Below are 26,848 nucleotides of genomic sequence, written 5' to 3' on the forward strand. Positions count from 1 at the left end.
CCGCATCACGATCCGGTGCGCACCGGCATCGACATTGGTCACGGGATCGCGATCAGCGACCAATGCATGTGCCCAAACAATGCATGTCGCCCAAAAGCGGCTCTCGCCTTGTGAGAACGACGTGCACGACGCGCTTTAGATGCGTCCGAGCACGACCAGAATAATGACGATCAGCAACACAAGCCCCAGCCCGCCGCCACCATAATAACCGGTTCCGTAGAACGGACCGCCGCCGAGGCCGCTGAAGCCGCCGAGCAGGGCGAGGATAAGGATGATGATAAGGATGGTTCCAAGACTCATGGCTTCCACTCCCGCAGGCACTTGCGCGCCGGTTCGGCACTTCTGGGTTGAGAATGTTGCTCACAGACAACGCTTTGAACGCGTTCGCGTTCCACCTAATGCATGACGTCGAGAAGGCGACGGCGCAATTCGTGCAGCAGTCCTGCCGCAATGGCGGGGCTTTCCGACCGGCCGACGCGCAGGATGCGATAAAGCTGAAGGAACGTGATTACGACGTAAACGGCGAGATTGTAGAAGGATAAAGCCGACAGCAAAAACAGGCGGTTGAGCGTCAAGATCGGATCCACTTCGACTTATCTCGATCTTGCATCGTCAGATCTGTGAGAGCGGATTTGCAATTCATGCTTGCATTTCTGGAACAAATAAGGAACAGTAGGAACCTAGCTGCCAAGGCGGATTAAAGTTTTGGGGGGACCAGCGATATGATGAGGTGGAAGGATGCGGGGCTCCTCGCCGCCGCGATCGCGCTGACAAGCCTTGCGCCCGACCGGTGGCCCTCAGCCGGGCTTGGCGCCGCTCTCGCCCGGAACACGCCTGCGCTCGCAGCCGAGAAGGATTATGCAACCTGCTTCGGCGAGGACATCGAGCCGGACAAGCGCATTGTTGCCTGCTCCGCGATTGCGGAGGACGCCGCAGAGCCAGCGCGCAGCCGCGCCACAGCCTATTTCCAAAGGGGCGTCGCTCTCGGCGACCAGAAGCAATACGACCGATCGATCGCCGACTACAGCGAGGCGATCGCGCTCGATCCGAACGACGCTTCCGCGTATCTCAACCGCGGCGCCGACTGGTTCAGCAATGGAGACGACGACCGTGCGATCGCGGACTTCAACATCGCCATCAGCCTGGAGCCGTCCTCCAGCGATGCCTACAGCAACCGTGGCCTCGCCTTCCTGCACAAGGGCAAGATCGACGCGGCCATCATCGATTTCCAACAGGCAATCGAGGCGGACCCTCAGAATGGCAAGGCGCATGCGGGCCTGGGCATCGCCTGGGACAGGATGGGCGACCCGAAACAGGCCCTGGCCGAGTATGACGAGGCGGTCCGTATCGATCCCAACAACATATTGGCCAATGTCAAACGCGGTATCGCCCGCGCCGCCGAGAGTGAGTTCGATCCCACTGTCACCGATGACGATGCTGAACAGGCGCCCGGCGAGGACTTATCCGCCGCCAAGGATACGACCAGCAATCGCGCAGCCGCAAAGACCTTGATCGAGCGTGCGGGGATGCGGCTGTCGAAATATGGCCTCGAAGGCGCGCTTCTCGATTTCGACAAGGCGATCAGCCTCGATCCCGACAATGCGGACGCCTATCTCGGGCGCAGCCGCGCAAGGACACTCAAGGGAGACAGCGCCGGAGCGGCGGCGGATTGCCTGCGCGCCATCGAGCTTGATCCGACGCGGGCAGGAAGCTGCGGCGCTCAGCTCGCCGCCGACCAAAGCAAGCCGGCACCGTTGCCGGACACCCAACAGCAAAAGCAGCGAGCCGTCGTTCCGGATATCACTGCTACCCAAGACACGCTGGCCGCAAGGGTTCTGGAGGCGACCGATCCGCGCGCCCTCGAAGCGATCCTTGGCGGCGATGCCTTCCTGGACATGGGCAAGTACGATCAGGCGATCGGCGCCTACAACAAAGCGATTGCGCTCGATCCGAACAACCGGTTCGCCTATTACGGCCGCGGCAAGGCCCAGGCCGCCAAACGCGTTTACGAGCAAGCGATCGCCGATTACGACACGGTCATCCAGCTCGCCCCCAATTTTGCTGCGGCTCATTCTCGCCGGGGCCTCGCCAAGATCACGTCAGGCGATGCCGAAGGCGCTCTTGCCGATTGCAGCCGGGCTTCAACACTCGATCCAAAAGCGCGCGACGCCTACTTCTGCATGGGCATGGCCTGGCACGCCAAGGGCGACGCGGGGCGCGCGATTGCCGCCTATTCGGTAGCCATCGAGATCGATCCGAAAGACGACGCCAGCCATTACGGGCGCGGCATGGCGCGTGCTGACAGGAAGGACTATGACGAGGCAATCGCCGACTTCGGCCAGGCGATCAAGCTCGATCCCGACAATCGCGATTACGCGGTCGCCCGCAAGGCGGCTGTGGCTGCGAAGGGACAGGGCGATATGGCGGCCGCCACGCTCGGCGCCGTCAGCTCGGCGGCGGCCACCGCCAGTTCAGCCGCCGGTTCGGCCGCACCGAGCGATACTGATTCGGCCGCCAAGGCGCTTTTCGCCAAGGGTCGGAGGCTGCATGAGAAAAATGACTATGACGGCGCCATAGCCCTGTATGGCAAGGCGATCGCACTGGTCCCGGCATTTCATGACGCCTATCTGGCCCGGGCCATGGCTTGGGAGGCCAAGAACGATTATGCTCATGCTGTTGCCGATTACACGCAGGCGATCGCGATCAATCCGAATATAGCCGAGACCTACTACAGTCGCGGCCAGAACCTCAGTTTCCAGGAAAACTACGACGGGGCGTTTGCCGACTTCGAAAAGGCCATCAATCTCAACCCCGCGGACGCAAGGGTCTATGCCGATCGAGGCCTCCTATGGATGGGAGGGCACGAGGACGTCGCCGCGCTGCACGATTTCGAAAAGGCCATCAGCCTCGATCACAAGAACCCCTTTGGCTATTTCGGTCGAGGCGTGATCCGAACCAGCAGAGCGGACTATGAAGGGGCCATCGCGGATTTCAGCCAGGCGATAAGGCTTAAGCCGGATTTCGCAACCGCCTACGAGGCGCGGAGCCGGGCGTGGGAAGCCAAGGGCAACCGCAAGCGTGCTCAGGCCGATCGCAAGAAGGCACTGAGCCTTGGGGTAGATTAGACGGGCTTTTCGGGAGGGCGCGGATTTTGCGTTGGAGTGGTTTGGGCGTAATGGCAGTCGCCGCTCTGTGCTTTATTGCGGTAAAGGTTTTGCCTTGGGCGCAGCTCTGACGAGGCTGACGAAAGGCAATCAGCTTGAGCAGCGCTGGCGCCCGATGCGGTTTGATCCCTACCCCAAATAGAAGTTACTGAAATAGTTGCCAAAATCCGGTTGCCGGGCAACGGGCTCGCCGTCCCCGTTCCGGAGGATGCCGGCGGCGAAGAGATAGGAACCGATCGCTTCCATCTTGGCCGGGTCCATGCTGCCTATGGCGCCGTTTCGCCGGCGCAGATAGTGCCCGTCGATCAGCGTCTTCAGCGAGGCGTGGATCAATGCCGGATTGGTCAGGGCGTCCTTGTTGGCGGCGATCAGCAGTGTGGCCGCTTCTTCGGGATGATCGACGGTGAACTGGTAGCCGCGCCGCGTTGCCCGTATGAAGCCCGACGCCAATTCCGGATTTGCACGCAGATACGCATCGCTAGAGGAGATCAGCGTGGTGTGCTCGTCGGGCACGCCGTAGTCGGCATAGACGAAGCTTCGCTGTTTAACGCCTTTCAGTTCTGCCTCGACGCCTTCCCAGGTCGAGACCTCCAACGTGAAGTCGACCGAACCGTTGGCCAGCGCCTCATAGGCGGACGTGCCGAGCGTCACCGTTTCGAAAGCCCCCTTGCCGCCGTCGTGACGGATGATGGTCGAGATCAGCGCGTTTTCCCAGGCACTGCCGAAACCGCCATAGGTCAGGCCGTCAAGATCCCTGGGGGTTTTGATCTCGTCACGCGCTGCATTGAACACCAGCCGTCCGGTTTCGGACTGCACCACGGCATAGACCGCCTTGAGATCGGCGCCGGCGGCTTTCTGGGTGAAGAGGCCGATGGAGCCGTTGATGCCGAAATCGGCAACGCGGTTGGCAACCAGCGTGCCTGCACCGGTATCGCTGTAGGGCAGGATGTCGACCTCGAGGCCGGCCTCGCTGTAAAACCCTTTGTCGCGAGCGACGAACAGGCCGATATGGTTGGTGTTGACCGTCCAGTCCAGCGCCACCGTTACTTTCCGGGCGGCCGCCTGGGCAAGAGATCGGCCTGGCCGGGCTATAAGGGGAAGGCCGGCAGCGGCAGTGAGCAGCAAGGCTTGCCGGCGCGTCAGGTCAGTCATGGTCCGTGTCCTTCTGGTGGCTCGGGTTGAGGAGGATGTCGAGGATCTCGGCTTCGAGGGTGCCGGCCTGCCGTGCAGCGCCGCCGGCCAGTTCGCGTGGACGCGGCAGCGGCACGGTGATCTCAGCGACGACGCGCGCCGGCCGCGCCGAAAGCACATAGATGCGGTCGGACAGGAACACAGCTTCGCGCACGTCGTGGGTGATCAGCAGCGCCGTCCAGCAGTGGCGCCGCCACATCTGTTCCAACCAGCGTTGCATGGCGGCGCGGGTCAGCGCATCGAGTGCGCCGAACGGCTCGTCGAGCAGCAGCATATCGCGTTCCTGCACCACGGTGCGCAGCAAGGCCGCGCGCTGGCGCATGCCGCCGGAAAGCTGCGCCGGAAAATGCCGTTCGAAACCGGCAAGCCCGAATTCCTCGAACAGCGGAGCAACGCGAGCGCGGGCAGCCTTGCGCCTGACACCTTGCACCTCAAGCCCGAGCGTGGCGTTGTCAAGAATGCGCCGCCAAGGCATCAACGCGTCGCGCTGCGGCATGAAAGCGAAATGCCGGCCGTGGTCATCGAGCGGCTTGCCGTCGAAGAATATCTCGCCCTCGCCGTGAAGCGCGCCGGTCAGAAACTGGAACAGCGTCGACTTGCCGGCGCCGGAGGGGCCCAGAATGGAGACGAATTCGCCGGCGCCGACGCTGAGCGAAATGTCGGCAAGCACGTCGAGTCCTTCGAAGGCCTTGCGCACATGTCGCAGTTCGAGCCGGTTCATCGCCACGGCCCCTTTCCTGCGGCCCGCCCGCCGGCGGTCCGTTCCCATGGCATGGCAAGGCGCTGGACCAGCATCGTCAGCCCGAACAGGACGAGCGTCAGCACGGCGCTGACGGCGACGGCGGCCAGCACCAGGTCCGGGCGGAAGTTGTTCTTGGCGTTGAGCATGTAGATGCCGAGGCCCTTCGCCGCGCCCGCATATTCGGCGAAGATGGCGCCCACGACAGCATAGGTGATCGAGATCCTGACACCGGCGAAGAAGTAGGGCAGCGCCGAGGGCAGCCGCGCCAGGACGAAGACACGCCAGCGCCCTGCCCCCATGGCGCGCAGCATTTGGCCGATCTCAGCCTCCGTCGCCTCATATCCTTCGGCCAAAGCCACCAACATCGGAAAGAAGGTGACCAGCGCCACCAGCATGATCTTGGGCATCAGCCCAAAGCCGAACCACAGCACCACCAGCGGTGCAATCGCCACCAGCGGCAAGGTCTGGCTGACCACGAAGACCGGAAAAAGGGCGCGCCGCAATGGCTGGGAGAAGTCGATCAATATCGACAGCGCAAAGGCACCGCCGAGCGAACAGGCAAAGCCTGCGAGCGTGGCACGGAGGGTTGGCACGGCGTTATCGGCCAGCGCGTGCCGGTTGAGCATTGCCTGAGCGAAGACGCGCGATGGCGCCGGGAGGATTGTCGGCTTGATGCCACCAAAGCGCGCATAGAGTTCCCACGCGGCTAGCAGCAGCCCCACCGAAAGCATCGCCGGAGCGGTTCTGGCGATGAGGTCCACGATCGGACGCGAAGGGGCGGACGGGGAGGACACGCAGGTACCCGGAGCGGATGGCGCGCGGCGCGCCGTCAGACGGCGGTGGGGCTGTTGGCCGAGACGGTGACGTCGAGCGTTACGTGGCCGGCACCCGGCCCGAAGCGGCAAAAGGCCTCGTTGAGTGCGGTAAAAATGGCGCCTGCGTCGCCGCGCAACTTTGTGCAGAAATGCTTGGAGCGCTCATATACGCCCGACTGCTTCAGGAAGTCGATGCAGCCATAGATCTCGTCCATGTGGTCGTCGGTGCCCATGACATAAAGCGAGAACTGCGCCGCCGCCGGCTGGCCGGTGGCGGCCACGCCGCGCACGGCGGCGATAGCGGCTTCCTTGCGCGGGCCGAGCGGCCCGGCAGGTCCGCCAAACGCGTCGGAGCGGCAGATCAGATCGTCCGGCTCGCCCGGGCAGCCGCGCGAGATGGCGGCCGAAAGCACGCAATGCTTGCCGCTGCGCGCTGCCGCCACGAACAGGTCGCGCATGGCAGGAAACAGCACCTCGGGCGGTCCGACCAGCAAGGTCGAGATATCGTCGGTCTCGATCCGCAGTCGATCACGATAAGGGTCCAGTGCCCCGAGCGCGCCAAGGATGACGCCGACAAAATCGCTGGACATGGGATATAGGGAAATCTGTGCGCCTGAAAACATCGCCCGCCTCGCTCCGCTGGTATTACCCAGATCAGCTTCTAGGGTCTGTGGGCTTGCCGCCCCCGTCTCAGCCCCGACCGTACGGAGCACCCCTGTGGATGGACGCGTTAAAGCACCAATCGGGCGGCTATGAAAGCTGTTTTTTCAGGACCATCGCCGGAAATGCATTGCGCCAGGCCTGATTTATGGGCGGTTCCGTCGGGCCCGGTCTTGAGGGAAATTTGTCCGGAACCTTAGCCACGACGAGTGGTTGTCCCTATAGTCGCAAACGCGACGAACTTCGTGGAAACGAGCGAAGACTTCACAGAAATGGAGACAAACCATGCTCATGAAAATCCTCGCAGCTTCGGCTCTTACCATTGGTCTCGCGACTTCGGCGATGGCGCAAAGTGCTGGCGGAAACGGCGCCAATAATGGGCCCGGCAGCGGCCAGTCGGTCACGGTCGACCCGAACACGCCGGCATCGCCGAACACGGTGGATCCTGGCACGACCGGCAGCACGACCGTCATGCCCGACGGCATGAATTCGAACGCGGACCGGAACTGTCCGGCCAGCCCACAAGGTGCTCAGCCGGATGCCAGCCACACCGCTCCGGGCACCGCTTCGCCGACCGTCAATGACAAGCATTGCGGCAAGTAGCCATTCGCCGAAACTGCTGGAGAACGCCACGGGGCGTCTGTTCCGTGGCGTTTCCGTCTCTTTATGTTTCACCCTCGCCGAACAGGCAGGCGCCTGAGACGTAAACCGCCATCGGCCTTCGTCTCGGTTCGGGCGCCGTCTACGATACAGCCTTTTCGCGAACCGGCAGCTTCCAGCCCGGCCTGACGAAATGACAGGTGTAGCCGTTCGGGTATTTCTGCAGATAGTCCTGATGCTCGGGTTCGGCTTCCCAGAACGCGCCGGCCGGAGCCACCTCGGTGACCACCTTGCCGGGCCACAGGCCCGAGGCGTCGACGTCGGCGATGGTGTCTTCGGCGACGCGCTTCTGCTCATCGCTGGTGTAGTAGATCGCCGAACGGTAGCTCATCCCCACATCGTTGCCCTGGCGGTTGCGTGTCGTCGGATCATGAATCTGGAAGAAGAACTCCAGCAGCGTACGGTAGCTCACCCTGGCGGGATCGAAATTGATCTCGATGGCTTCGGCATGGGTGCCGTGGTTTCGGTAGGTGGCATCAGGCACGTCGCCGCCGCTGTAGCCGACGCGCGTGGACAGGACGCCCGGGATGCGTCGGATCAGATCCTGCATGCCCCAGAAACAGCCGCCGGCAAGCACCGCGCGTTCGCTTGAAGTCGCCATATCAAATCTCCCCAAAGCAACTCCGGGGAAAGGTTGTAGCCGTTTCCGTCCGGAATTGCGCACGATAAAACTGGAGGCCCGGCGCTATGACAGCCGCTCCAGGATTTCCCATAGATGGGCATTGTCGTCGGCTTCGTCCAGTCGACGGGCGCGTCCTGCTGCCGATCACCACGGACGCGCGGCGTCACTCCCCAGGCCTGAACCTGCGCACCACGACCTCGAATACGATATCCGATATCCACATCGCGCAGACGCCGATGAGGAATGCGGCCGCCAGGGTCGTGGTGTCGTCATTGGCCATCGGCAGGCCCATGGCGCGGGAATACTGGACCACGGGCAGCGTCAGATAGGCGGCGGCTAGCGCGCCGCAGATCGGCGAGGCCACCATCTCGCGCGGTTTGTAGCGGTGGCGCGACAGCGCGCGCAATATGCCGCCGGAAAGGCCGGCGACCACCACCGGCACCTTGATACCGAGCAGGTCGAAAAGATCATGCATCATTTCATTGTCTCGCGATCAGGAAACAGAACGACCGATCCGGCACCGAAGATGAGCGGTCCCCGAGCAGCAGGGCCCGAATCGAGCGGCAACACGATCGTCATGGCTTCCACCCGCACAGTTTCTCGCCCTTGCGGTTGTGCGCCAGCAGCGTCCGGACTTCCGCATCCGACAGTGCTGCGACGGCGGATGCGGACAAGCGCAGCGGGCTCGAGACCGCGCAAAATCCGCCGGTGACGGTGGTGCAGCCGGCTACCGCGACAAGTGCTGCGGCCGCTGCGACAATCAATCCCTTGCCCATGACCTGAGCTCCTTTCGGGCAGTGGCGGCGGGTAGCGCGCCGATGTCGTTGTCAACCTGGTCGGCGACGTCGCGCGCCGCCGCCTCGGCCGCGGCCTGCCGGCTACGTTCGGCGCGCTCGCCGGCAAGCCGCTGGCGAACACCCCAGCCAAACGCAGCGACGATGGCTGCGCCGATGCCGAGAACGGTCGAATTGCTGAGCAGGAAGGAGAGGAGCGCGCTCATTGGTTTGGCGCGTCCTTGACGAGATAGCCGACGGCAAAGACGGCTAGCGGCAGCAGCGTGGCCCATGTCTCGGCATCGTACCAGGATGGCCAGACATTGCGCACGAAGACGCCGGAAATCGAAACGGCGGCGGCGGCGATGGTCGCGGCCGTCAGTTTGTTGGTCGGGCGGATGGTCGGCTGGGTTGTGGTGGCCATGATCAGAACATTCCTTGCAAGGCGGCGGCGATGTGGTGCCAGGCGGCGTAGGCGACGAGCAGGCACGCGACAATGATCCCGCCCGCCTTGGTGGCAGCTGGGATGTTGGCGCCGGCAGGCGCCGCCGCGACCGGTTCGACGGCATCTACGGCAGCAGCGCCGCCCGGCGCCGCCGCAGCAGCGGCCGGTGCAGGATCTGGCCGCGTGGCCGATGCCTCGCCTGCCCCGACAGCCGTCAGCAGCAGCGCCTGTGCGCGGACGGATCCGACCCGCCTCGACCAGCCTTTGCCGAAAGTCGGCCAGGTCGGAAGCCGCTTCAGGAAAGCCAGGCGGGCATCGCAGAGATTGTCGATGACGACGGCGGCCGGTCTGGAACCGACGGCAGCGAGCGTCTCGGGCCCGATGCGGCCGTCCTGGGCGGTGCCGACCACTGCTTGAAGATATTTCGCCGCCCTGCTTGGCCCACTGTTCACGGCATAGTCGAACACCGCGTAATCCACGCCGTCGGGCAACTCGGCGCCAGCCACCGCATCCCAGTAGAAGCGGCGGTACACCGTGGCGAGTTGGGCATCGCTGATCTTCCTGAGATCCGCCTTGGCGGCATCCGCCTTCACGTAGCGGCGGAAATTGGCGAGCGTGACGCCCTTCATGGTGGCGCCGCCCGGATCGGCCGGATTGTCCGACCAGCCGCCTTCGGATTTGAGGACGAGCGCAAGCGCCCGCGTAAAATTGCGGTCCATGATATCCCTTTCGATTTCTTGGTGGATGAGGTGAGTGGGTGATCGCCGGCAGCACAGGGGTGCGGATAGTCGCCGTTGCGCGCGCCTCGGTGCCTACTTGCAGTGCGTCAAAACCGGAGGTCGCCTTGCGCGCCGGCCGGCGCATGGTTAGAAAAAATACAATTTTGGGACGAACAGGTCTGGGATGAGAGACTTTGTTGGCGCCGCGCGGCGCCTGGCCTTCAACAGGCTGTCGGCCGCCATCGATCGCCGCTGGAACGTCGACCCGCTGGGCTCGGCGCCGCGTGCCTCGAAAAAGGAATATCTGAGGCTGTTCGAAGCCACCCGGCGCGTCTCATTCGCTGAGATCGACAGGCTCGAGGCCGAAACCGGCTTTGCCGTCGATCGCGACTGGCTCGACGAACTGGCCCTCCACACCCAGATCGCCATCAAGACCAGCGCGCTCGCCTACCCGCACGGGCGGGTGCTCTACAGTCTTCTTCGCCGCCAGCTGGCCGACAGCCCAAGGCCGTTCACCACCGTCGTCGAGACCGGCACCGCGCGTGGTTTCTCCGCGATCTGCATGGCCAAGGCACTCGCCGATGCCGGCGCCTGCGGGCATGTCGTCACGCTCGACGTCCTGCCGCACCATCATCGCTTCTACTGGAATTGCATCGACGACCATGACGGCAGGAAGTCGCGCGCCGAACTGCTTCGGCCTTGGCAGCCGCTGGCCGACCGGATCATTTTCCTGCAAGGCGATTCACTCCTTCAATTGCCCAGGGTCGGCGTGAACCGGATCCACTTCGCCTTCATCGACGCGCAGCACACCAGGAAGAACGTGCTGGCCGAGCATCGCTGCGTTTCGGGCGTTCAGCGCGAGGGCGACATGGTCGTATTCGACGACGTCACGCCAGGGTCCTTCGATGGCGTGGTCGAAGCGGTCGCCGAGATCGAGCGGCAGGGCCGGTACGAGGTGCGCCGTCTGAACGCGTCCAAGCAAAGAACCTATGCCTGGGGCATCAGGCGGTGACGAGACGACAGCCCGGATAAACCATCGGAGGCGAGACCTTGCTCAGAAATATCGCCCGCAGGCTTTATCTCGGCATGCGCCGGAACATCGACACCCCGCCCCATGGCGGCCGATGACTACCTGAAGGTGCCGTACTTCCCGATGGCGACGAAGCATTGCTGATCCTGCAAGAAATCGAACTAGCGCACCACCCAGCGATTGAGCCTGACCGCGCGGCCATGGGTTTCAATCGCCGGCTCGGCTTGGTTTAGGTTGGAAAGCTACCGCTCTGTCCACCAGCGATAATTGTCGATGTGTGTCAAACTTAAGATCGCCTTGCGCGCCTGACCGCACATGGTTAGAAAATTGCAACTCAAGACGAACACTTTGAGAGAAGACTATGCTGGCGCGTCGGGCATGAAATGTGGGTGAACCAATCGTATGCCTCCCAGACTCGTCAGACTATGGGGAAGCTACAAAGACTGACAAAGCCCACGATCGGCGTAGCGGTTGCCCTGTGCATATGGATGGTGAACTGGGTGATGGTCAGAGGAACGCCGTTTCCCGATCTGCAGAACTACATCCAGAATTTCGACAAAAGGGCATACTATGTTTCTCCTGATACCGCTTCACTGATCGATTGGTATGCCCAAGAATACCTTTGGCGGAAGGGTATCTACGCTCTCAAAGAGAGCTTCGAACTAGCCAGCATCTTTTCTACCCTGACCTTAATCTCCTTGGTAGTCATCAGCGTCTACGTGGCAGTCAAAGCCTCGTCCCCAGCCTACATCCTTTTGCTAATCCACCCTCAATTAATCGATCTCGTATTCTCTCAAGTACGGTCGGCTGTCGCCATGGCCGCAATCTATCTGGCCCTCCTATTGCCATGGCGCCTGGTCAAATATGCATTGGTGGGAATTGCACCCTTTATTCATTCTGCGGTTCTGGTCTTTGCCGGCGCGTTCGCAGTGGGCCAAATTATCACGGGCTCCGATATTTGCGGGCGCCGACATGTGCTAATTTCGACATGCTATATAGCGGTCATAGTTGTCGCCGTGACCATCCTCAAAAGCTACCTTCTGGGCTCGATCGGCGACAGGCGAGCGACGATAGAAATTACTACGAGCGGATTCCTGCTGACGATGATGGTAACGGCGTATGCTGTCCCTTTCCTCTTCTTTGATCACCTGTTCAGCAGGAAGTTTGCCGCGTTTGTTGTAGTTCTCGCTTCATCACTCTGCTTCGGGATGTACCTCTACAATCAGAATGGCATCCGGTTCGTCGCTCTTGCGATTCCAGCGCTTGCGGTTGCAATCTCCAGCATTCCCGATCTTCACTGGCGCCGCCTTACACTAATTGCGGCTCTCGCGTCACAGGTTGTTTTCTTCGGCTATTGGGCCAAAGGTATTCTCTAGTGAAAACCTTGCGATGGATGGCCCACCAGTATCTTGCCGAAGGAGATCGTTGGCGGATTGCATGTGTCGAGGTGTTCGGCTTAGTCTGGAGGAACGCGTTTTTCCGAGCCTTCTTCTGGTTGATGGTCGCCGGCAACCTCCTGGCTATGTTCTTTGGTGATTCGTTGATCCGTTGATTAGCCTCCGAACTGCCATTTGCGGACCACAACAGTCATCACGCCGCTGCCAGGGTCCTTCGTTACCCCTGTATCGTTTGCAATGATTATGTCGACAATGTCAGCGGTGACGACCCCGGCGTACTTAATCGTGCAGCCCAGCAGGTCGGCGCTAAATCCAATGCCCGTTACCAAGTCACCACGAACGGCACCTGGTACGGCAACCTGCACAGTCAGACTTGTCCCCGTCGGGATGCCTGGCGTCGGATTGAGGAATACCTGTCCAATGGTGCGGAGCTCGCTTTCAGATATGCCGTTGAAGGGCGTGGTGATCGTGCCCAGGCTAAGGTTCATCGCATTGCCCGCGAGCCAGTTCTTGCCGCCATCGGTGACGTTGGCAAAGCGGATGCCGTTGGTGAACGTCACTCCGTTTGTGGCATCGAAGACGTTGTTACCAATACGACACCCGATAAGCTTGGCATTCTCCACAAGAATGCCGTTGTCGACGGTGAGGCCGGAACTCGGTGGGAGGAAGCCGCCAAAGACGTTCCCCTCCACAATCAAGCCGCTGAACAGGCGATTGCCTGAAGGTGCCCCGATGCGAATGAAGGACGAGATACCCATGCCTGGAGAGAACGTAAACTGGTTGCCGCGCACCGATCCGCTCACCGGGTCGTTGGCCTGATCGTTGGTGATCTGAATGCCCTGGTTTTTCTGACTAGCCACATAGGTAGACTGAGACATCGCGAACGTATTGTTGTCGCAAGAGAAGCCAGTCGTCCTATGGATGATGATGCCGTTGTGCGGCACATCGTTGAGCATGTAGACTTGGAGCCAGTTTTTATCGACCTTGATGCCAGCCCCGTGGACGACATAAATCTGGCAGTTGCCACCGGCCCCCTTCGTCTTCACCCCTTCGATGATCGTCCCATTGCCAAAGAAAGAGATAATGTTGGCGCAGGGCATCGCCTCTGGAACGGTCAGATTTGTGCCGTCGCCACAGCAGTCCTGCACGTCGCCGTTCTGAATACGAAGTGATGCCGCACGGTAATCGAGAATGCCGAAACGGTCGATCTGGGAGAAGAGCGGGCTGTCGATGAGGCAATTTTGGGTGTAGCCCATGTACATGCCGCCGCCACACCGAAGTATCTCGATGTCACGGAACGTGCAGCCGAGGCCGCCCTTGTTGTTGACACCACAAGCCGCGATGGTGCCCAAGCTGTCGAGCGGCCCCCCCTCTGGCCCAGTGCCACGGAAGCCGTCGATGCAGATGCGCTCCATGACGACGCCCTGCGGCAGTGCAGAGCCGCTTTGAAAACCATCCGTATCCCATAGCGCGAAGGCATGGCCGTTGCCGGCGGCCCCGGTCAATTGATTGCCAAGCGCTTTAAAATCGCGAAATCCGAGCCGCAATGTGTGGCCGACCAGACGGAACAGCGGCGCGCCATTGATCATTGCGCTTGTGATGGTCGAAACGTCGCGGCCGAAGCCTTCAACATCGAATAGTCCGAGAGCGATGTCGATCGTTTGGTTGATCGTGATATTCGTTGGTGGCAGGCGGATTGTGCCGCGATCCTTGCCGTCGACGATCTGGACCGCCGCAATCAGCGCCGCGGTGTCGGCCGCTGCGTTGCCGAACCCACTGCCCAGTTGACGTAAGTCAACGACGCTTTCATTCAATACCCAAAAGCCGCCATTGACCGCATCGGTCGTGCCGTCCGGCATGAAACGGTCGGCGGAGCGGAAATAGGCCAGCGCCGGGTAGCCGCCGGCGGTGATCGCCGCGCGCGACATGCGGGCATAGTTGGCGCCGCCCACCAGGGTTGCCGGGGTCGTGAAGACCGGGGCGTAGAACTGGGTCCTGATGCTCTTGACGCCGGCAGCGATCGTCGAGCCCGATGCCGTCGCCACGGAAGCGTAGATCGGCACGTTGACGCCCGAAACCTGCGCGGCGTCGGCGGCGTATTGCTGGGCCAGGTCGCGCGCGAGTTCCGCGATGTGGATGACTGCCGCCAGCGCTCCGCCGATATCCCCGAGCGGATCATCCGACAGATAGTAGGAGATCACGATGTCGCTCGTGCCGATCACAGGATTGAGGGTCTGGAAAGCGTAGACCAAGCCACCCGAAACAACCCCCTCCTGCACGTGAACGGTCGTTCCCTTCTGCATCGTGCGCGCGGTGCGGGCGTCGGCCGCGCGGTACCAGTAGCCCTCGCTCGCCGTATAGATGCCGTTCAGCCGGGCGTCCGACTGGTTCTTGACCAATACCCGGTCGCCGACGGCGGTCAAAACCCCGTCGATCGTCTTCAGGCCGAGGATCCAGGCAACGCCGTCGACGATGACCGTCTCCAGGTTTGCCGTCGTCGCCAGGCGCACGGGTTCGCGCTCGCCCGTCAGCAGGCGAACGGCGGCAGTTGCGGGTCGGGCCATGAGGCTTGCTCCATAAAAAAAGCCTCGCGAAAGCAAGGCTTGGAATTCGGGTTGGTTGGCGGCTTGGCGATGGGTTCGGAGGGGATAAGCGCTGGCCCGTGCGGCCACGGCGCCACGGTCATTCAGGTTCTTCCTTGAGAAGTTTGGTCACGATCGCTCGGCCAGGCGAGAGACAATTCAGCGGTCGGTTTTCCGTCCTCGGGCACGCACTTCCTGAACAAGCAGCAATGCCGGCTTGCTCCCGGACTGGCTGCCGTGTTAACACCCGCGCACTGCGGTGGCTTGCGCTATGGGAGCGTCAATGTCGCAGCGCTTCCACAAGGTGTGATTTCCGATGAAAAAATCCGCGATTGTCGTCGCTGCAAACGACAACCGCACGGCAGAAGAAAGGCCGTTCGCTTCCCGGTACAAATCCGTTGGAGCGGTAGCGGCGCCGGCGGATTCACAGGCAGCAGGCGAAGAGCCGACCGAGGCCCGCGCCCTGACGGCTTTGCAGATGTTCTGTCGCGTAGCGGGCGTCTAGATCGCCTTTGAGGCTTCATCCAGACGGCAAGGACAGGCTCTAAAGTCCCGACCCGCTGTATCTGGTGGCCTCCTTCCACAATGCGAGCGCAAGGGCGGGTGTCCGCCCCTTCACCGCATAGTCGCGGTCCCGGTAGCTTCCGGCCGCAATCCACACCGTTTTCGAGCGTTGGTAGATCGTAATGCCCCGCTCGCTCGCCCGCGCGAACAGTTCTGTGTCATTTCGATACATCGGTTCCAACCCCTGTGGCCCCCTCAAGGGGTAAGGTGCAACGAACATGCCAAAGTTTACGCCTAGCTAATATTATACATCGCAGAGCTGCCAGCTGCGCCATCGAAGTGCACTGGCAGCCCTAAAGCCAAGGTGTTCCGTGGGTGTTTCCGCTGTATTGCACCTGAACTGCCCCCAGGTAACAGAATAGACCAATCCGGAAACATTTGCTTAAAATTGTATTCTTTGGCCATCGGTGCCGCCATCGTCGGTCGAGGAGTTCGTGGAGCGCCGACTACCTGTCAACAAGCGCTGGCCGGGCGGCTTCACATGCCCATGCTGCGATTCCAGAAAAGCATGGCGCCTCGAGGGCCGGCCGTGGCTTCGGATGCGCAGGCAAAGGGGGCCTGGGTGCTGGAAACAGCCTCCATGATCGCTGGGACCGTCATGCAGGGCACGCACCCGCTGCTGCGCAAATGGTTCCTGGCGGCGTACCTGAGGGCGACGCACTCCAACTCCATTTCAGCGCTGCAGCTCCAACCTGAACTGGGTGTCTCTACAAAACCGCCGGCTGGTGCTCCGCAAGCTCCGGCGGGTAATGGTAAACCGGACACCGCTTTTCGGAACTGTCGACGTGGACGAGTCCGCCATCCCATATCGGCGCAAGGAGGACGCGCTGGAGATGGATGGCAGCAGCAGCAAAGCCAACCAGATATGGATCGCCGGAGCGGTCGAGACGGTCGGCAACCGTGGTTTAGACTACTAGGGAGACGGCGCCGCCACTTCGTCCTCCATGTCGAGCGATTTTTCGACTGCCTCCGGATTCCGGGCGATGGTCCAAAGGAGAGTATTCGCAGCTGCATCCGGTTCCGAACGGCCTTGCTCCCAGTTTCGAAGCGTTGCCAGATCAAGGCCATACCTCACGGAGAACGCCTCCTGGGACAGCTTCGTGCTATCCCGAACTTCGCGAACGCTTATCGGCCGCGGCGCATGAACCTTCGCGATCACTCCTGCGGACGAGAGTTCGTCCTTCAGTGCTCGCAGGTCGTCGACGCAAGGAACGGTCACGAACGCCTTGCCGTGATCGACCATCTCAGTGAGGACCGCATGGGCCGTCCTCAGCGGCAGATGCCTCCTGACGAGAACCCGAGCAGCTTCAGGAGTATTCGCGCCGTGTAGAAAGCTGAGGCTCAGCCGGACGGGAGAGCCTGACGACACCCGGACGACGTCCCGGGTTCGCACCCGTTGTCCGAACCGCTCCATGAACTTCGATGTAGTCGACATTAAGCTTCTCCGCGATCACTCGACCGAGCCTGCGCAAGTTGGACCAACCCCATTGGACCTGGGCATCGCCCCCAATATGGAGGTCACGGACGACCAGATGGTTGCCGCCCATTTCCACTTCTCCCAATAGCTGAAGCACGCCATCCGGCGTGACGACATCAAAGAGGAGGCATGGGTCCTCCGAGATGTCGGCGTCCAGAATGAGTTCCACGTCATCGGGCTGCAAACGCGATCCCTACGCAACTTGCTTATAGAAAGTATGTCCGGTGCTGGCGAGCGTCAAGGCCTGACCGATCTCCGAATTGGCGAGATACTGACAACACCCGAATCGTGCCAACTTAGCCCCAGCCTACGCTAGTCGACCGGGAGAAGGGGACAGACGCAGCACCATATATTGTGGCTACCAAAATTAGGTCGCCTTGATCAACTTCAGCTTCATCTCCGTAGAATTGCCACGACTCATCATCGGCATCATGTGAGGCCTAGGCAACCCAGCCGCCACCACCAAATATTTTTCCGGTCGATATGACGGCCAAATTTTCTGGATCTTCGAACTTCCATTTATCCATATCTTAGGCTCTTCTGCCTGCCGAGACATCATTCTTGAAGCAGCGGCAGAATCTTTTCGTCGAGGAATTTAAGCCGTCCACTCAACATCTCGGCGTTGGCGGGATTCGCCGGGACATTAACGGGAATGAGCTTCGCCACGGACTTCCCTTGCCGCGCAGCTTCAACCCACTCATCCATTGCACCGATATATCCGTCCAGCGCCTCGTACGGGGTCTCCAAATCGTCACCGGGCATGTACGCTGGGGGTACATCACCGACGAGCACCCATATCCATCGTGGCACATCTGGTTTCCCGGGTGAAATCTCGAAGAGAAAAATGTATATTATCCCTTCGGCACCATATCCGAAATACTCGCCTTCGATTCTCCTTACCCAGTCGTAAGATTGGATATATTCACGAGCTTCCAGAAGGGCGCTGTCAAGGTCATCATCTGCACCTGGGTCGTCTGCTGGTAGAGGAAGACGGCTTACTTTACCGAGATCCGGGGTAATTTTGCTCACAGTTTCTCTCCACTACTTATCTTAGTCCGCAGCCATCGTCTCCTAGCCCAGCGCTGAAAATCGCCGGCTTCCATGTGGAGCCTTATGTGCTCTTCCCTGGTACGAGGCTTAATATTTGATACGTGATCTAGCCCACCATTGGCGACGATAAGATCTTTTCGTCGAGCCCGGCTGACATTAAACCGAAGGCAGATGTGTGACGCTGCTCAAAATTGGATTTGGCATTGATCGTCATGATTAACTCGACACTTATCCGAGGCGCTTTAACGTTCGTCGGCAACGACGCGGGCGACCCCACTACTTATTGCCGACGTCGAACGGTTGGATGGATGCGGAAGGAAGTCCCAGTTCATCAAGCACATCGAAGGCGCGCTCCGATATCACGAGGTTCAGTTTCTGATTGACGCCGAAGTCGTCGTGACCTGCTCTACCGTCCACCTTGAGCCAAACAAACGGAGGGAGCTCGACATCGGGCTGCAGCTCCAGAAAATTTTCGGATTTGGTCACTTCGGCAGGAGCGAATGTAGCGCCGGAGATGCCAATATCGAGCAATCCGCGCTTGGCTTCTTCCGTCACCAGGAAACAAGGAAAAGTGGTGACAAGCGCGTCGCCGAACCATCCCTCAACCTGATAGTGGAGCTTGCTCACGGCAGGCGGATGGACGCTGGTGTCCATAACAGTGTTCTCACCCAGCCCACCAGCCACGTCAGGCCTAACTTCATAATATCGCATTATTCACCTATCGGTGGGTCGAACAGATGCCCATATTTCTTGTCTAACTCAGTTGCGTAGTCAAGCACTTGCTGCCGGGTTGCCGTGATGTGCGTCTTATAGAATTCATCCCACTCGGCTCGAATCACTTTTAAATGCAAATTTACGTCGAATTCCTTTCGGACACCACGGAGATTTTCGAGTGAATGTATCTCTTCACTTGCAAAAAGCCCTGGGTATCTATCAAGAACGTTTTGCTCGACACTATGATGAACAACATAATCTCCCTCGTTGAGTGCGGGATTCGCTTTAAAGAACGTTTTTCGGTAGTTTTTTGATTTCGTCCACCCAACCTTTGCACCGGCATATTTAATCATGGAGGCGTCCCTAGAAAGCAGAGAAGCCAGCATTGCAGCTTCAAAAGCACTTTCGGATATCTCACCGGATCGCGTTCTACGGCGTCGAGACTGCCGAGAGACCGACCGAGCAATGGCTTGTTGGGATCGAAGGGTTTCGGCGTCGACGCCACGAACAAGTATCTCGCCGCCTTTGGCAAGTTCAGCCGATCGCTTCGAAAATACGGAAGAGCTCTCGACCCAGGGCTTGGCAATACTTTTGGCGCCCTGGAAAACCTCACCCACCAACTTTTCGCCGGGAAAGGTACCTAAGGCGTCGAGCACTGCATCGCTGTAGTTTCCATCCAGGGCGGCATTCAGGGCTTCGTCGAGCGCCAACGAAGCTCCCACGACAGGTGTGAAGTCGGCTACCGAAATACCGTCATTGCCGAGGCCCTCAGAGCCTACAAGCTTTTGCGCGGCGAACCGCCACAGACTTCCCGGTTCACTATCGCCAGCTATTAGGTTCCCTAACCGCTCTCGAGCCGTCAGGTACCGGTTGGTTGCGTACCCAGTTGGTACCGACCATCCCGACTGGACGGTGTTCTGCAAATCGAGCACGCCCATCGGGTCGACGCCTGCTGCCCGAAGCGAGCTGTTCGCGGCATCGTTGTCTGCTTGCGACGCACTGGCCTGCAAAAGATGGCCAAGCACCGCTTCAAGCGCCTCTTGATTCGGCAGAGCGGCAAGCACATTGCGCAGCTCTGTCTGCTGAGATTTGGGCGGGTGAGCTTCGTCTTTAAATTTCCCTACAACGCCTTTTGCCACAGAATTCGGCAACGGCTGGACGGGGTTGAGGCCCAACTGCTGTTGGGCGGCAATCGAGCCAACGATCGCGGTCTGATAGTCCTCCGGCTTCGAAAGATTATTCCAAGCTGCGTCGAGGGCCGCGAATGTCTTGCGTACATAACCGCCCGGATCGCCTCGCCTCGCTTGAAATGTCAGGTCCGCCGCGGCGGCTATTGCATCATAACGCGCCCGATCCTCTTCTGGCGTCGCACTATCGGCCTTGGGCGCAGACTCTTTGACCATGGCCTGCACGGCGTCATTGGACATTGTGCGCATGCCGTGGAACTGGCGACTGACATCAAGCGCTTGATGGAGAGCCTGAAAACGCCTGAACCCTTCCGTCGCCCCGTAGAGCCCCACGAACTGTTCTGGCGTGAAGGTCGGGCCCGAATAGCTGCCAGTGTCCCTGATCGCCCTAGGTGCGTTCTGTTCGGCGAGGCCAATACGGGTGCGCATCTCAACTTGCTGAGAAGCGTGAGCCGCCTGCGCCTGTTGGAGCAGCGCCGACCGGTCGTCTTGTGGAATGTCTTCCCCAAATGCTTGTGCCACAATTTCATCCGGCGCGAGCTTGCCAACACGATTGCCTTTCGCTGCCGCCGTATCTGAACTGCCGGCAAGACGGATCCAGCTAACGTCGGAGGCATCGCTGCTGGAAGAGTCTGCCGGCGCCCCGCCCAACATCTCGGCGGCCCGCTTCGGATCCTGGGCGATCATCGCCTGAACCAGTGCCTTGGCCGTGTTGCTGCGCCAGGCCACTTCCGCCGCTTGCCTGATAACCGGGTTTCCGATCTTGGCGATCAGATCGGACCCGTTCTGCCGGATCGCCTCGAAAGCTCCGATGTCGTTCGGGTCGCCTTTTGCGATGGAGCTGGTGGACATGGTGTCGACCTTCGCCCACTCCGCCAGCTCATATTCATCGCGCTGCTCCTGCTGCCGCTGCGCCATGCGCGGCGAGCCGGCCGCGCGCATCGGCTCCTTCTGCCTAGCGAAAGCGGCCCGCCGGCTCTCGGGTATCTCAGGCAGAGTCTCGTCGAACAGCGTGTCGAACAGGCCGGGCTTGACGACCTGCCCGGTGCGCGGATCGACCTCGCCATACATCGCATCGTGCAGGCCGCTGCCGTCGGCCGGCGCGTTCGCCGCCACCTCGTCTTCCGCCTGCGCGATGCGGTCGGCGAACCGTCGGCGCGCCAGCTCGGCGTCGAACGCCTCCTGCCGCTCCTTCATCTGCCGGTAGCGCTCGGCGACGGCCGAGAGCTCGTCGCCAAGATCCTGCATCGCCCTGCCGGCCGGCGACCCCTCGGGATAGGAAACGCCATTGCCGGCCTCGAGCCGGCGCTGGGCAAGCTGGAGAGGAATCGTCGCCATCAGTAGAGCCCTCCCGTGAAGGCGCCGCCCGGCGCCGGCGGGAAGGCGCCCTTGCCGAAGGTCACGGCCTTGGTCGGGTCGTAGAGACGGGAGAGCCCGGACACGAGGCTGCCGCCGGCCTTGAAGATCGACGCCGCCGCGGCCTGCCTGCCGGAGTAGCGCGCGAGCGCCGCCTGGCTGTCGAGAGTGTTGCGGCGCAGCGCCGAGCCGTACTGGATCGCCTTCAGGTCGAGCTGGCCTTGCCTGGCATTGGCCGCCAGCACCTCGGTGGGCGAGCCCGATAGGCCGACGCCGGAGGCGCCCGCCCGGGCTCGCGCCTGCGAAAGCAGGAGATCCTGCCTGTGGCGTTCCTGGCTCTGTTCGAAGGCGGCACTTTGCGCATCGGCCTGCGCCTGCTGCCCGTAGGCCTTGGCCTGATAACCGGCCGCCTGGTTTTGCTGCCGGCCTTCGATCAATGCGCCACCCACCGAGATGGCCGTGCCGAGAAGGGCTAATGTGCACATGGTCAGCCTCGCTGGGATGCGGCAATGGGGGGTTTCCTGGCTGCCCGCGCGCCGAGTGCCGGTCGCGGGTCGAGCGCGCCGCCGGGGTTGGTGAACGACAGAAGCAGCCTGTCGGCCTGGATCGCCGGGCGGCTGAGGCGCGCCGGCGCCGGCGCGCGCGGCCCGGCCATGGCGGCGCGGCGGGCAACGGCCAGGTTCACCTTCAGGTCAGGCATGCCGGCGGCGTCGAAGAGGCCGTTGGCGGTGGCGAGCGCGCGGGCGAGCGCATCGGCCTCGAACAGTTCCTGGCGCAACAGCTCGACCAGGCGGCGCACCGCGCGCCAGCGCTCGGTCAGCACCTCTGCCTTGGTTTTCGCTTGCCCGCCCAGCGCCTCGACGGCCGCGCGCGCCTCTGCCGCGGCGGCCGCGGCACGGCATTTGTCCGCGGCAGCGATAATCTTCTCCAGCAGCGCGACGACGTCGTTGCAGTCGTCCAGCGCGATGCGCGCGGCGGAAAGATCGCCGTCGCCGAAAACGGCGCGGTCCTCGGCCTGTTCGCAGCCGCGCCGGCGGGCGATCGCATCATTGAGGTCGGCATCGAGCAAGGCGATGACGGCAGCATATTCGGCAGCCGTCCGCGCCCTGCCGAGCTGTTCGGCATGGGGGGATGTGGTCACGGGATGGGTTCCTTGTGGTGGGCTGGAGGCGGTGGAGCGCCGATCTCCCCCCTTGTGGGGGAGATTGGCAGGGCAGAGGGAGGCGCGAAGGATCGCGGCGTTGATTCAGCCTGGGTTCCTCGCCCCCCCAAGTGGGGAGAGGTGGCTCGGCGAAGCCGAGACGGAGAGGGGATGGCGCCGACCTGTGCCGGACTCTCCGGCAGAAGCGCCTGCGCCTTACGAAGGCCCCCTCTCCGACCGCTTCGCGGCCACCTCTCCCCCGCCTCGCGGGGGCGAGGAACGCCAGCTCGCCCTACGGCTCGGCGTCGAACACTGGCGTAAATGCCCTTATCGTGCAGGGCGTCGGGTTGACGTGGCGGATCCGCACCCGGCCCTGCCCTTCCCAGCTGTCGTCGATGGGCACCTCGACATTGCCGGTGAACAGGCTTGCCTTGCCGTCGGGCGCGACGAGGGAGGGCATGCGCACGCTTTCCCAGCGGCCGCGGATCAGCGACTGCACCTGAAGCCCTGTCGTGTCGGTCTCGAGCAGGGACAGGATGACACCCGCCACCTTCTTGCGCCGCCCGAGGATCGAGCCGTCCCGGCCGGCGACGTCGAGCTCCAGCGTGTCGGCCTGCGACTGGAACGCAAGCCCGGCCTGCCATCTGGCCGCGACGGCGCCGCCGGGCAGCGTCACCTGGCCGGAGGCGACCGGCAGCCCGCGATAGACCTTGCCGCCGGCCAGCACGTCGACCTTTTCGCCGTTGAGATGGGCAAGCCCGGACACGGTGTTGACGGCGGCGCCCGAATAGGTCAGGCCGCAATCGACCTGGAAGGCGTCCTCCAGCGCCCCATATTCGAACGGCGCCGTCATGATCTCGATATAGCGCCTGGTCACGCCGCCGATGGTCCGCCTGACGATCAGCCAGATGTCGTCGACGCCATCCTGGCCGGGCGTCACCACAGCGCTTTCGACGGCCGCCCAGCCGGAACCGGCGACGGTATCGCCGAGGCGGTGGCGGTGCATGCCGCGCACCTCCTGCGAGGGCTGGTGGGTGTAGCCGCCGAGCTCGCCATTATCGAGCGGAAACCAGAGCATCGGGTCGGGGTCGGTCTGGAACGCCAGCTCGACCACGCCACGCTTTGCGATATGCTCGGAGATCTGGCCGATATCGTCGGAGGTGAAGCGGCCGGTCGAAGCCTGCGTCAGCTCGGCGATCGAGCGGCGCGAGCGCGTGACATAGAGGAACGACTGGCCTGCATCGACGGGGCGGATGCGGGCACAGCCCGATGTGCGCGAGCGCCGGTTCTTGAACGAGGAGGGCGTCAATGCCTCGTCGATGCCGGAGCCGGAGAGCGCGCGGACGCCGCCGAGCGTCCCGATCAGCAGCGCGCCGTCCGATTCCGCGATCCACGTGATGTCGTTCGCCTGGCCGCCGCCGGCCTGGAGGAATTCCAGCGCGTCGTCATCCTTCTCGCCCAATGCGAAATTGTTGAAATCCCCCGTTGCCGAGGCGTAGACCGAAAACTTGCGGCTGAAGGCCAGGCGCTCCTCGTAGAGCGATCCGCTTTCGACATATTTCCCCGGCACAAGCGTGCCCAGGCGCCAGCGGGATATCGGGCTGAGGTCCGGCAGGGCAAATCCATGCAGTTGGACTTTCACCGCCGTGGCGCTGGTGCGGCTGGTGATCTTGGCCCAGCGCCAGCGGCCGTCGGACGCTAGCAGGCGAATGGCCCGGCCGACGTCAGAAGCCTGGAAGCCGGCGCCGCCATTGATGCCGGCGGTCGATGACGCCGTGAGGTCGAACGGGGTCTGGCTGGCCGCCGCCCGGTTGAGGTTCAGTTCGGAAAACGCGCTGTCCGAAGCGCCGTTGATCGCCTTCCACGTAAAGCGGTGATACTCGAACGCCAGCTTGTTCAGGAATTCATAGTAGCGGGTTTCGCCGCCCGACCAGCCGGTCTCGCCGGTGCGGCTGTCGAGCGTCACCCATGTCGCGCCGTCATTCGATCCTTCAAGCACCCAGATAGTCGGCGTGCGGTCGACCGTTCCGCCGGTGCGTGCGGTCAGATAGTAGTTTTCGACGATGGCCTGCGCGCCACCGGCAAGCTGGTAGGTGACCGAGCCGTTGGTGGCACCGGCGATGCCGCTGTCCGTCTCTGTCGCCTTGTCGAAAAGCTGGAAGGCGTCCCCTGCCCCGCCCATGCCTGAGACCGTGCCGGAAGGCGCGGTGTTCGACGTCATCTTCGGCGTCAGCGCCCCATAGTCCGCGGGCGTCAGCGTGGTCGGCCTATCGTTGATGTCGTCATAGGGCCCGTCGTCGATCGCGTAGTCGTCGAGCGCCCATGCCGTATGGGCGGTGCGCGTCAGCACCTTGAGCGGATAATCCCTGTGGGAAATCCACATCTGGTCCGCGGACTGCACATAGTCGAGATCGAACAGGTCGGCTTCAAGATAGGGCGAGGCCACCTCGACCGTGCCGACACGCGCGCCATAGGCGTAGACGCGGATGTAAAGATTGCCGAACTCCAGCATGTAGGCCTGGTCGGCCGAGAAGATGAACGGGATCGCCCGCGTCGCCTTGGCGGACGTCTTGACTTCGCCGACGAAACAGGTGCCGCCGCGCTTGCGGATGCCGCCATGCGGCAGGGTGACGAAGTTTTCGCATTTCGACAGCGCCGCGCGGTAGAGATCAAGCGAGGCGCGCGCGTGCAGGCGTGGCGAGATCTCGCCGCGGGTGAAGACGTCCTGGACCGGATAGAGCGTCGCCATCAGCGCATGGCCCCCGCATAAAACCGGCTGTCGCCGCGCTGCCGCGCCCAACTCGATGTCGAAAGCCGTCCGCCGCGCTGGATGGCCTGCGCGGTGAAGGCGGCGTCCAGCGCGCGGTCGTAGGCCGAACGGGCAATGTCGATCATGCCGGCCTTGTGCGTCAGCGGATGCGCGATCTTGACGGCGAGTGCCGCCACCAGCACTTCGGTGAACGGCGCGTCCCAGTCGTTGGGGTCGGTGAGGTTCGCGACATAGCGGATGGTGAGCGGTCCCGCCCGGTCGCTGTAGACCAGCCCCGCCTCCTGCCGCCACGAGATCGCGATGCCGTCCGGCTCGCCATTGTGGGTCAGCGGCAGCGGGCGAAGGCAATCGACGGGGAGTTCATAGACCCAGTTCAGCGTGCAATCGCCGGAACCGGTATCGCTGCCGGCCAGGGATGCCGAAAGGATGGCGAACACCCAGGCGTATTTCGTCAACTCGGCCTCGCGGGTCAGGTCGAAATGCATGTTGAGCAAGCGCGCGGCCTTGATGTCCTCGTCAAGGCTGTCGATCGGCGCCTCGTCGAGGACGGCCAGCGCCATATTGGCGATGTCGGTCGGGGTTATGGCCATGGGTAAGGCCTCCGTGGGTTGTGATTGGGGGAAGTGCGTCTTTCTCCCCGTTCACGGGGAGAAATGCCCGGCAGGGCAATGAGGGGCAGCGCCGGCATCGACGGTTGGCGTCAATGTTCAAGCGCCGGCGCTCGCAGGAAGGAGGTGGGCCTGGCCCACCTCCCGGGAGACGAAACCCTATGCCTCGGTCGTCTTCAGAGCGATGAACGTCATGGTCTTGACGCTCGACGCGGTGCGGTCCCAGTTCGCCGCCAGCGCCAGCTCCGCGTCGGTGGCGAATTCGCCGGCGGTGGAGGCGTCGAGGAAGCGGGTGCCCGGCACATGCGGCACGAAATGCCGGCGGCCGACCATTTCCGTCACCCCGCCGCCATGGCCCTGGCGCGGCTTGCGGTCGAACTCGAGCGGCCCGCCTTCGGTGTTCACGGGCAGCTCGTTCCACAGGATCGCCTTGTCCTTGAACATGAACGCGGTGTAGACGCCCGCCGCCTGCGGGATGTCGTCGTCGACCACGCAGCGCAGCCCCATGTAATAGGGGATGAGCGGCCCGCCCTGCTGCGAGGACGGCACATAGTCGATGAGGTCGGCGAGCTTCAGCGCTTTCATCTGCTTGGAATGGATCCAGAGGGTGCGGAACTTGTCGGCGCGGTCGCCCATCAGGTAGGCCGCCTCGATGATGTCGGTGTCGACGATGGAGGCGCCGGTGGCGCGCACCAGGTCGCCGCCGTCATTGGCCAGATTGTCGGCGACGACGCCCTTGAGCATGCCGATGAGGGTCAGCTTGTTGGCGCGCTGCCAGTACTCGGTCTGCCGCTTGACGATCAGCTTCTGCGGATCGTCGCCCGCCAGGATGGAGGTCAGGTCGGGAACGCCCCACGCCTGGGCGCGGACATTGCGGGCGGCGACCTCGCGGCGCGAGCCGATCTTCTTCATCTCGATGGAATCGGCCGGGTCGTCATTGACCGGCTCGGACGGATCGTTGCCGAGGTCCTTCCAGCCGGGCATGTCGACGGAACGGCCGCCCATCGACAGTTTCGAGGAGATGGCCGGATCGGAAAACAGGATGCCGGCCTGGTAGATTTCGAGCGACTGGACGTGCTCCTCGAAAGCGTATTGGGCATAAACGGACGGAACGATCGCGTCCGCGATACGGGTATAGGCGTCTGCCATTTTGTCTTTCCTTTGAGAGATTGATCGGCGGC

General features: G+C 62.2%; 27 protein-coding genes and 1 riboswitch. Of the genes, 5 read left to right on the forward strand and 22 right to left on the reverse strand.

Going from position 1 to position 26,848, the window contains the following annotated elements:
- Nucleotides 1-135: 135 nt before the first annotated feature.
- The gene (locus tag FJ867_RS15405; protein WP_023757858.1) at nt 136-300 is read right to left on the reverse strand and encodes a DUF3309 family protein; all 165 of its coding nucleotides are present in this window, start codon (nt 298-300) and stop codon (nt 136-138) included.
- 95 nt (nt 301-395) lie between these two features.
- Nucleotides 396-575 carry a hypothetical protein gene (locus FJ867_RS28990; protein ID WP_246675055.1) on the reverse strand — a complete coding sequence of 60 codons (180 nt, stop codon included), beginning with the start codon at nt 573-575 and terminating at the stop codon, nt 396-398.
- 147 nt (nt 576-722) lie between these two features.
- On the opposite strand from FJ867_RS28990, the gene FJ867_RS15415 reads away from it, so the two are divergent.
- Nucleotides 723-3,125: a tetratricopeptide repeat protein gene (locus FJ867_RS15415; RefSeq protein ID WP_140817825.1), complete on the forward strand. Its 2,403-nt coding sequence runs from the start codon at nt 723-725 to the stop codon at nt 3,123-3,125.
- A 168-nt stretch (nt 3,126-3,293) separates the two neighbouring features.
- On the opposite strand, the gene FJ867_RS15420 is transcribed toward FJ867_RS15415, so the two are convergent.
- The 4 genes from FJ867_RS15420 to FJ867_RS15435 form a co-directional block, all read right to left on the reverse strand.
- Nucleotides 3,294-4,316: an ABC transporter substrate-binding protein gene (locus FJ867_RS15420; protein WP_140515905.1), complete on the reverse strand. Its 1,023-nt coding sequence runs from the start codon at nt 4,314-4,316 to the stop codon at nt 3,294-3,296.
- Entirely contained in the window at nt 4,309-5,076 is a 768-nt protein-coding gene (locus FJ867_RS15425; RefSeq protein WP_140515907.1) for an ABC transporter ATP-binding protein, read from the reverse strand. Before FJ867_RS15425 ends, FJ867_RS15420 begins: the two co-directional genes overlap by 8 nt.
- Complete coding sequence (locus FJ867_RS15430) at nt 5,073-5,828, reverse strand: ABC transporter permease (protein WP_140500165.1); 756 nt, start codon at nt 5,826-5,828, stop codon at nt 5,073-5,075. Before FJ867_RS15430 ends, FJ867_RS15425 begins: the two co-directional genes overlap by 4 nt.
- Nucleotides 5,829-5,926: 98 nt before the next feature.
- Nucleotides 5,927-6,535 (reverse strand): YkoF family thiamine/hydroxymethylpyrimidine-binding protein, encoded by a 609-nt coding sequence (locus tag FJ867_RS15435; protein WP_140515909.1) that lies wholly within the window; start codon nt 6,533-6,535, stop codon nt 5,927-5,929.
- Nucleotides 6,526-6,639: riboswitch (TPP riboswitch) on the reverse strand. Its footprint overlaps the gene before it by 10 nt.
- Nucleotides 6,640-6,857: 218 nt before the next feature.
- On the opposite strand from FJ867_RS15435, the gene FJ867_RS15440 reads away from it, so the two are divergent.
- Nucleotides 6,858-7,175: a hypothetical protein gene (locus FJ867_RS15440; RefSeq protein WP_140515911.1), complete on the forward strand. Its 318-nt coding sequence runs from the start codon at nt 6,858-6,860 to the stop codon at nt 7,173-7,175.
- Nucleotides 7,176-7,314: 139 nt separating this feature from the next.
- Here FJ867_RS15440 and msrA read toward each other — a convergent pair whose 3' ends face one another.
- The 6 genes from msrA to FJ867_RS15470 form a co-directional block, all read right to left on the reverse strand.
- Complete coding sequence (gene msrA / locus FJ867_RS15445) at nt 7,315-7,833, reverse strand: peptide-methionine (S)-S-oxide reductase MsrA (protein WP_140567593.1); 519 nt, start codon at nt 7,831-7,833, stop codon at nt 7,315-7,317.
- Between the two features lie 184 nt (nt 7,834-8,017).
- Nucleotides 8,018-8,329 (reverse strand): hypothetical protein, encoded by a 312-nt coding sequence (locus tag FJ867_RS15450; protein ID WP_140500166.1) that lies wholly within the window; start codon nt 8,327-8,329, stop codon nt 8,018-8,020.
- A gap of 100 nt (nt 8,330-8,429) precedes the next feature.
- Complete coding sequence (locus FJ867_RS15455) at nt 8,430-8,630, reverse strand: hypothetical protein (RefSeq protein WP_140499930.1); 201 nt, start codon at nt 8,628-8,630, stop codon at nt 8,430-8,432.
- Nucleotides 8,615-8,854, reverse strand: coding sequence for an ABC transporter permease (locus FJ867_RS15460; protein ID WP_140499931.1), 240 nt, complete (start codon nt 8,852-8,854; stop codon nt 8,615-8,617). Before FJ867_RS15460 ends, FJ867_RS15455 begins: the two co-directional genes overlap by 16 nt.
- On the reverse strand, nt 8,851-9,051 hold the full coding sequence (locus FJ867_RS15465; RefSeq protein WP_140499933.1) for a hypothetical protein: 201 nt from the start codon (nt 9,049-9,051) through the stop codon (nt 8,851-8,853). The genes FJ867_RS15460 and FJ867_RS15465 overlap by 4 nt, the downstream gene beginning before the upstream one ends.
- Nucleotides 9,052-9,053: 2 nt before the next feature.
- A complete protein-coding gene (locus FJ867_RS15470) occupies nt 9,054-9,791 on the reverse strand; it encodes a glycosyl hydrolase 108 family protein (protein ID WP_140499935.1) in 738 nt (245 codons plus the stop codon).
- A gap of 184 nt (nt 9,792-9,975) precedes the next feature.
- Between FJ867_RS15470 and FJ867_RS15475 the strand changes: the two genes are divergently transcribed.
- Both FJ867_RS15475 and FJ867_RS15480 read left to right on the forward strand, forming a co-directional pair.
- Nucleotides 9,976-10,803 carry a class I SAM-dependent methyltransferase gene (locus tag FJ867_RS15475; protein WP_140674251.1) on the forward strand — a complete coding sequence of 276 codons (828 nt, stop codon included), beginning with the start codon at nt 9,976-9,978 and terminating at the stop codon, nt 10,801-10,803.
- 509 nt (nt 10,804-11,312) lie between these two features.
- Nucleotides 11,313-12,197, forward strand: coding sequence for a hypothetical protein (locus tag FJ867_RS15480; protein WP_140817826.1), 885 nt, complete (start codon nt 11,313-11,315; stop codon nt 12,195-12,197).
- A gap of 176 nt (nt 12,198-12,373) precedes the next feature.
- Here the strand turns inward: FJ867_RS15480 and FJ867_RS15485 are convergent, their stop codons facing one another.
- Nucleotides 12,374-14,782 (reverse strand): hypothetical protein, encoded by a 2,409-nt coding sequence (locus tag FJ867_RS15485; RefSeq protein WP_140663774.1) that lies wholly within the window; start codon nt 14,780-14,782, stop codon nt 12,374-12,376.
- 1,367 nt (nt 14,783-16,149) lie between these two features.
- On the opposite strand from FJ867_RS15485, the gene FJ867_RS29305 reads away from it, so the two are divergent.
- Complete coding sequence (locus FJ867_RS29305; protein ID WP_263486248.1) at nt 16,150-16,281, forward strand: hypothetical protein; 132 nt, start codon at nt 16,150-16,152, stop codon at nt 16,279-16,281.
- Here FJ867_RS29305 and FJ867_RS15495 read toward each other — a convergent pair.
- From FJ867_RS15495 to FJ867_RS15535, 9 genes are all read right to left on the reverse strand, one after another.
- Nucleotides 16,278-16,799 carry a helix-turn-helix domain-containing protein gene (locus FJ867_RS15495; protein WP_140499942.1) on the reverse strand — a complete coding sequence of 174 codons (522 nt, stop codon included), beginning with the start codon at nt 16,797-16,799 and terminating at the stop codon, nt 16,278-16,280. The two genes, FJ867_RS29305 and FJ867_RS15495, sit on opposite strands and share 4 nt — an antisense overlap.
- Nucleotides 16,800-17,396: 597 nt before the next feature.
- A complete protein-coding gene (locus tag FJ867_RS15500) occupies nt 17,397-17,870 on the reverse strand; it encodes a hypothetical protein (protein WP_140685701.1) in 474 nt (157 codons plus the stop codon).
- Between the two features lie 297 nt (nt 17,871-18,167).
- Nucleotides 18,168-18,545 carry a hypothetical protein gene (locus FJ867_RS15505; RefSeq protein ID WP_224655991.1) on the reverse strand — a complete coding sequence of 126 codons (378 nt, stop codon included), beginning with the start codon at nt 18,543-18,545 and terminating at the stop codon, nt 18,168-18,170.
- A 56-nt stretch (nt 18,546-18,601) separates the two neighbouring features.
- Nucleotides 18,602-21,130 carry a hypothetical protein gene (locus FJ867_RS28770; protein ID WP_181168367.1) on the reverse strand — a complete coding sequence of 843 codons (2,529 nt, stop codon included), beginning with the start codon at nt 21,128-21,130 and terminating at the stop codon, nt 18,602-18,604.
- Complete coding sequence (locus FJ867_RS15515; RefSeq protein WP_140817828.1) at nt 21,130-21,633, reverse strand: hypothetical protein; 504 nt, start codon at nt 21,631-21,633, stop codon at nt 21,130-21,132. Before FJ867_RS15515 ends, FJ867_RS28770 begins: the two co-directional genes overlap by 1 nt.
- A gap of 2 nt (nt 21,634-21,635) precedes the next feature.
- A complete protein-coding gene (locus tag FJ867_RS15520) occupies nt 21,636-22,289 on the reverse strand; it encodes a hypothetical protein (protein WP_140817830.1) in 654 nt (217 codons plus the stop codon).
- 292 nt (nt 22,290-22,581) lie between these two features.
- Nucleotides 22,582-25,038, reverse strand: coding sequence for a hypothetical protein (locus tag FJ867_RS15525; RefSeq protein ID WP_140817831.1), 2,457 nt, complete (start codon nt 25,036-25,038; stop codon nt 22,582-22,584).
- Nucleotides 25,038-25,649, reverse strand: coding sequence for a hypothetical protein (locus FJ867_RS15530; protein ID WP_140561078.1), 612 nt, complete (start codon nt 25,647-25,649; stop codon nt 25,038-25,040). The genes FJ867_RS15525 and FJ867_RS15530 overlap by 1 nt, the downstream gene beginning before the upstream one ends.
- 177 nt (nt 25,650-25,826) lie before the next feature.
- Entirely contained in the window at nt 25,827-26,816 is a 990-nt protein-coding gene (locus tag FJ867_RS15535) for a Coat protein (RefSeq protein ID WP_140515933.1), read from the reverse strand.
- Nucleotides 26,817-26,848: the final 32 nt, after the last annotated feature.

This window comes from Mesorhizobium sp. B2-5-3 (genome assembly GCF_006441005.1).
Taxonomy (GTDB): Bacteria; Pseudomonadota; Alphaproteobacteria; order Rhizobiales; family Rhizobiaceae; genus Mesorhizobium.

Coding starts and splice junctions, on each gene's coding strand:
- FJ867_RS15405 (WP_023757858.1), bottom strand. CDS start 300: ATGAGTCTTGGAACCATCCTTATCATCATCCTTATCCTCGCCCTGCTC.
- FJ867_RS15415 (WP_140817825.1), top strand. CDS start 723: ATGATGAGGTGGAAGGATGCGGGGCTCCTCGCCGCCGCGATCGCGCTG.
- FJ867_RS15420 (WP_140515905.1), bottom strand. CDS start 4,316: ATGACTGACCTGACGCGCCGGCAAGCCTTGCTGCTCACTGCCGCTGCC.
- FJ867_RS15425 (WP_140515907.1), bottom strand. CDS start 5,076: ATGAACCGGCTCGAACTGCGACATGTGCGCAAGGCCTTCGAAGGACTC.
- FJ867_RS15430 (WP_140500165.1), bottom strand. CDS start 5,828: ATGCTTTCGGTGGGGCTGCTGCTAGCCGCGTGGGAACTCTATGCGCGC.
- FJ867_RS15435 (WP_140515909.1), bottom strand. CDS start 6,535: ATGTTTTCAGGCGCACAGATTTCCCTATATCCCATGTCCAGCGATTTT.
- FJ867_RS15440 (WP_140515911.1), top strand. CDS start 6,858: ATGCTCATGAAAATCCTCGCAGCTTCGGCTCTTACCATTGGTCTCGCG.
- msrA (WP_140567593.1), bottom strand. CDS start 7,833: ATGGCGACTTCAAGCGAACGCGCGGTGCTTGCCGGCGGCTGTTTCTGG.
- FJ867_RS15450 (WP_140500166.1), bottom strand. CDS start 8,329: ATGCATGATCTTTTCGACCTGCTCGGTATCAAGGTGCCGGTGGTGGTC.
- FJ867_RS15455 (WP_140499930.1), bottom strand. CDS start 8,630: ATGGGCAAGGGATTGATTGTCGCAGCGGCCGCAGCACTTGTCGCGGTA.
- FJ867_RS15460 (WP_140499931.1), bottom strand. CDS start 8,854: ATGAGCGCGCTCCTCTCCTTCCTGCTCAGCAATTCGACCGTTCTCGGC.
- FJ867_RS15465 (WP_140499933.1), bottom strand. CDS start 9,051: ATGGCCACCACAACCCAGCCGACCATCCGCCCGACCAACAAACTGACG.
- FJ867_RS15470 (WP_140499935.1), bottom strand. CDS start 9,791: ATGGACCGCAATTTTACGCGGGCGCTTGCGCTCGTCCTCAAATCCGAA.
- FJ867_RS15475 (WP_140674251.1), top strand. CDS start 9,976: ATGAGAGACTTTGTTGGCGCCGCGCGGCGCCTGGCCTTCAACAGGCTG.
- FJ867_RS15485 (WP_140663774.1), bottom strand. CDS start 14,782: ATGGCCCGACCCGCAACTGCCGCCGTTCGCCTGCTGACGGGCGAGCGC.
- FJ867_RS15495 (WP_140499942.1), bottom strand. CDS start 16,799: ATGTCGACTACATCGAAGTTCATGGAGCGGTTCGGACAACGGGTGCGA.
- FJ867_RS15505 (WP_224655991.1), bottom strand. CDS start 18,545: ATGGACACCAGCGTCCATCCGCCTGCCGTGAGCAAGCTCCACTATCAG.
- FJ867_RS28770 (WP_181168367.1), bottom strand. CDS start 21,130: ATGGCGACGATTCCTCTCCAGCTTGCCCAGCGCCGGCTCGAGGCCGGC.
- FJ867_RS15515 (WP_140817828.1), bottom strand. CDS start 21,633: ATGTGCACATTAGCCCTTCTCGGCACGGCCATCTCGGTGGGTGGCGCA.
- FJ867_RS15525 (WP_140817831.1), bottom strand. CDS start 25,038: ATGGCGACGCTCTATCCGGTCCAGGACGTCTTCACCCGCGGCGAGATC.
- FJ867_RS15530 (WP_140561078.1), bottom strand. CDS start 25,649: ATGGCCATAACCCCGACCGACATCGCCAATATGGCGCTGGCCGTCCTC.
- FJ867_RS15535 (WP_140515933.1), bottom strand. CDS start 26,816: ATGGCAGACGCCTATACCCGTATCGCGGACGCGATCGTTCCGTCCGTT.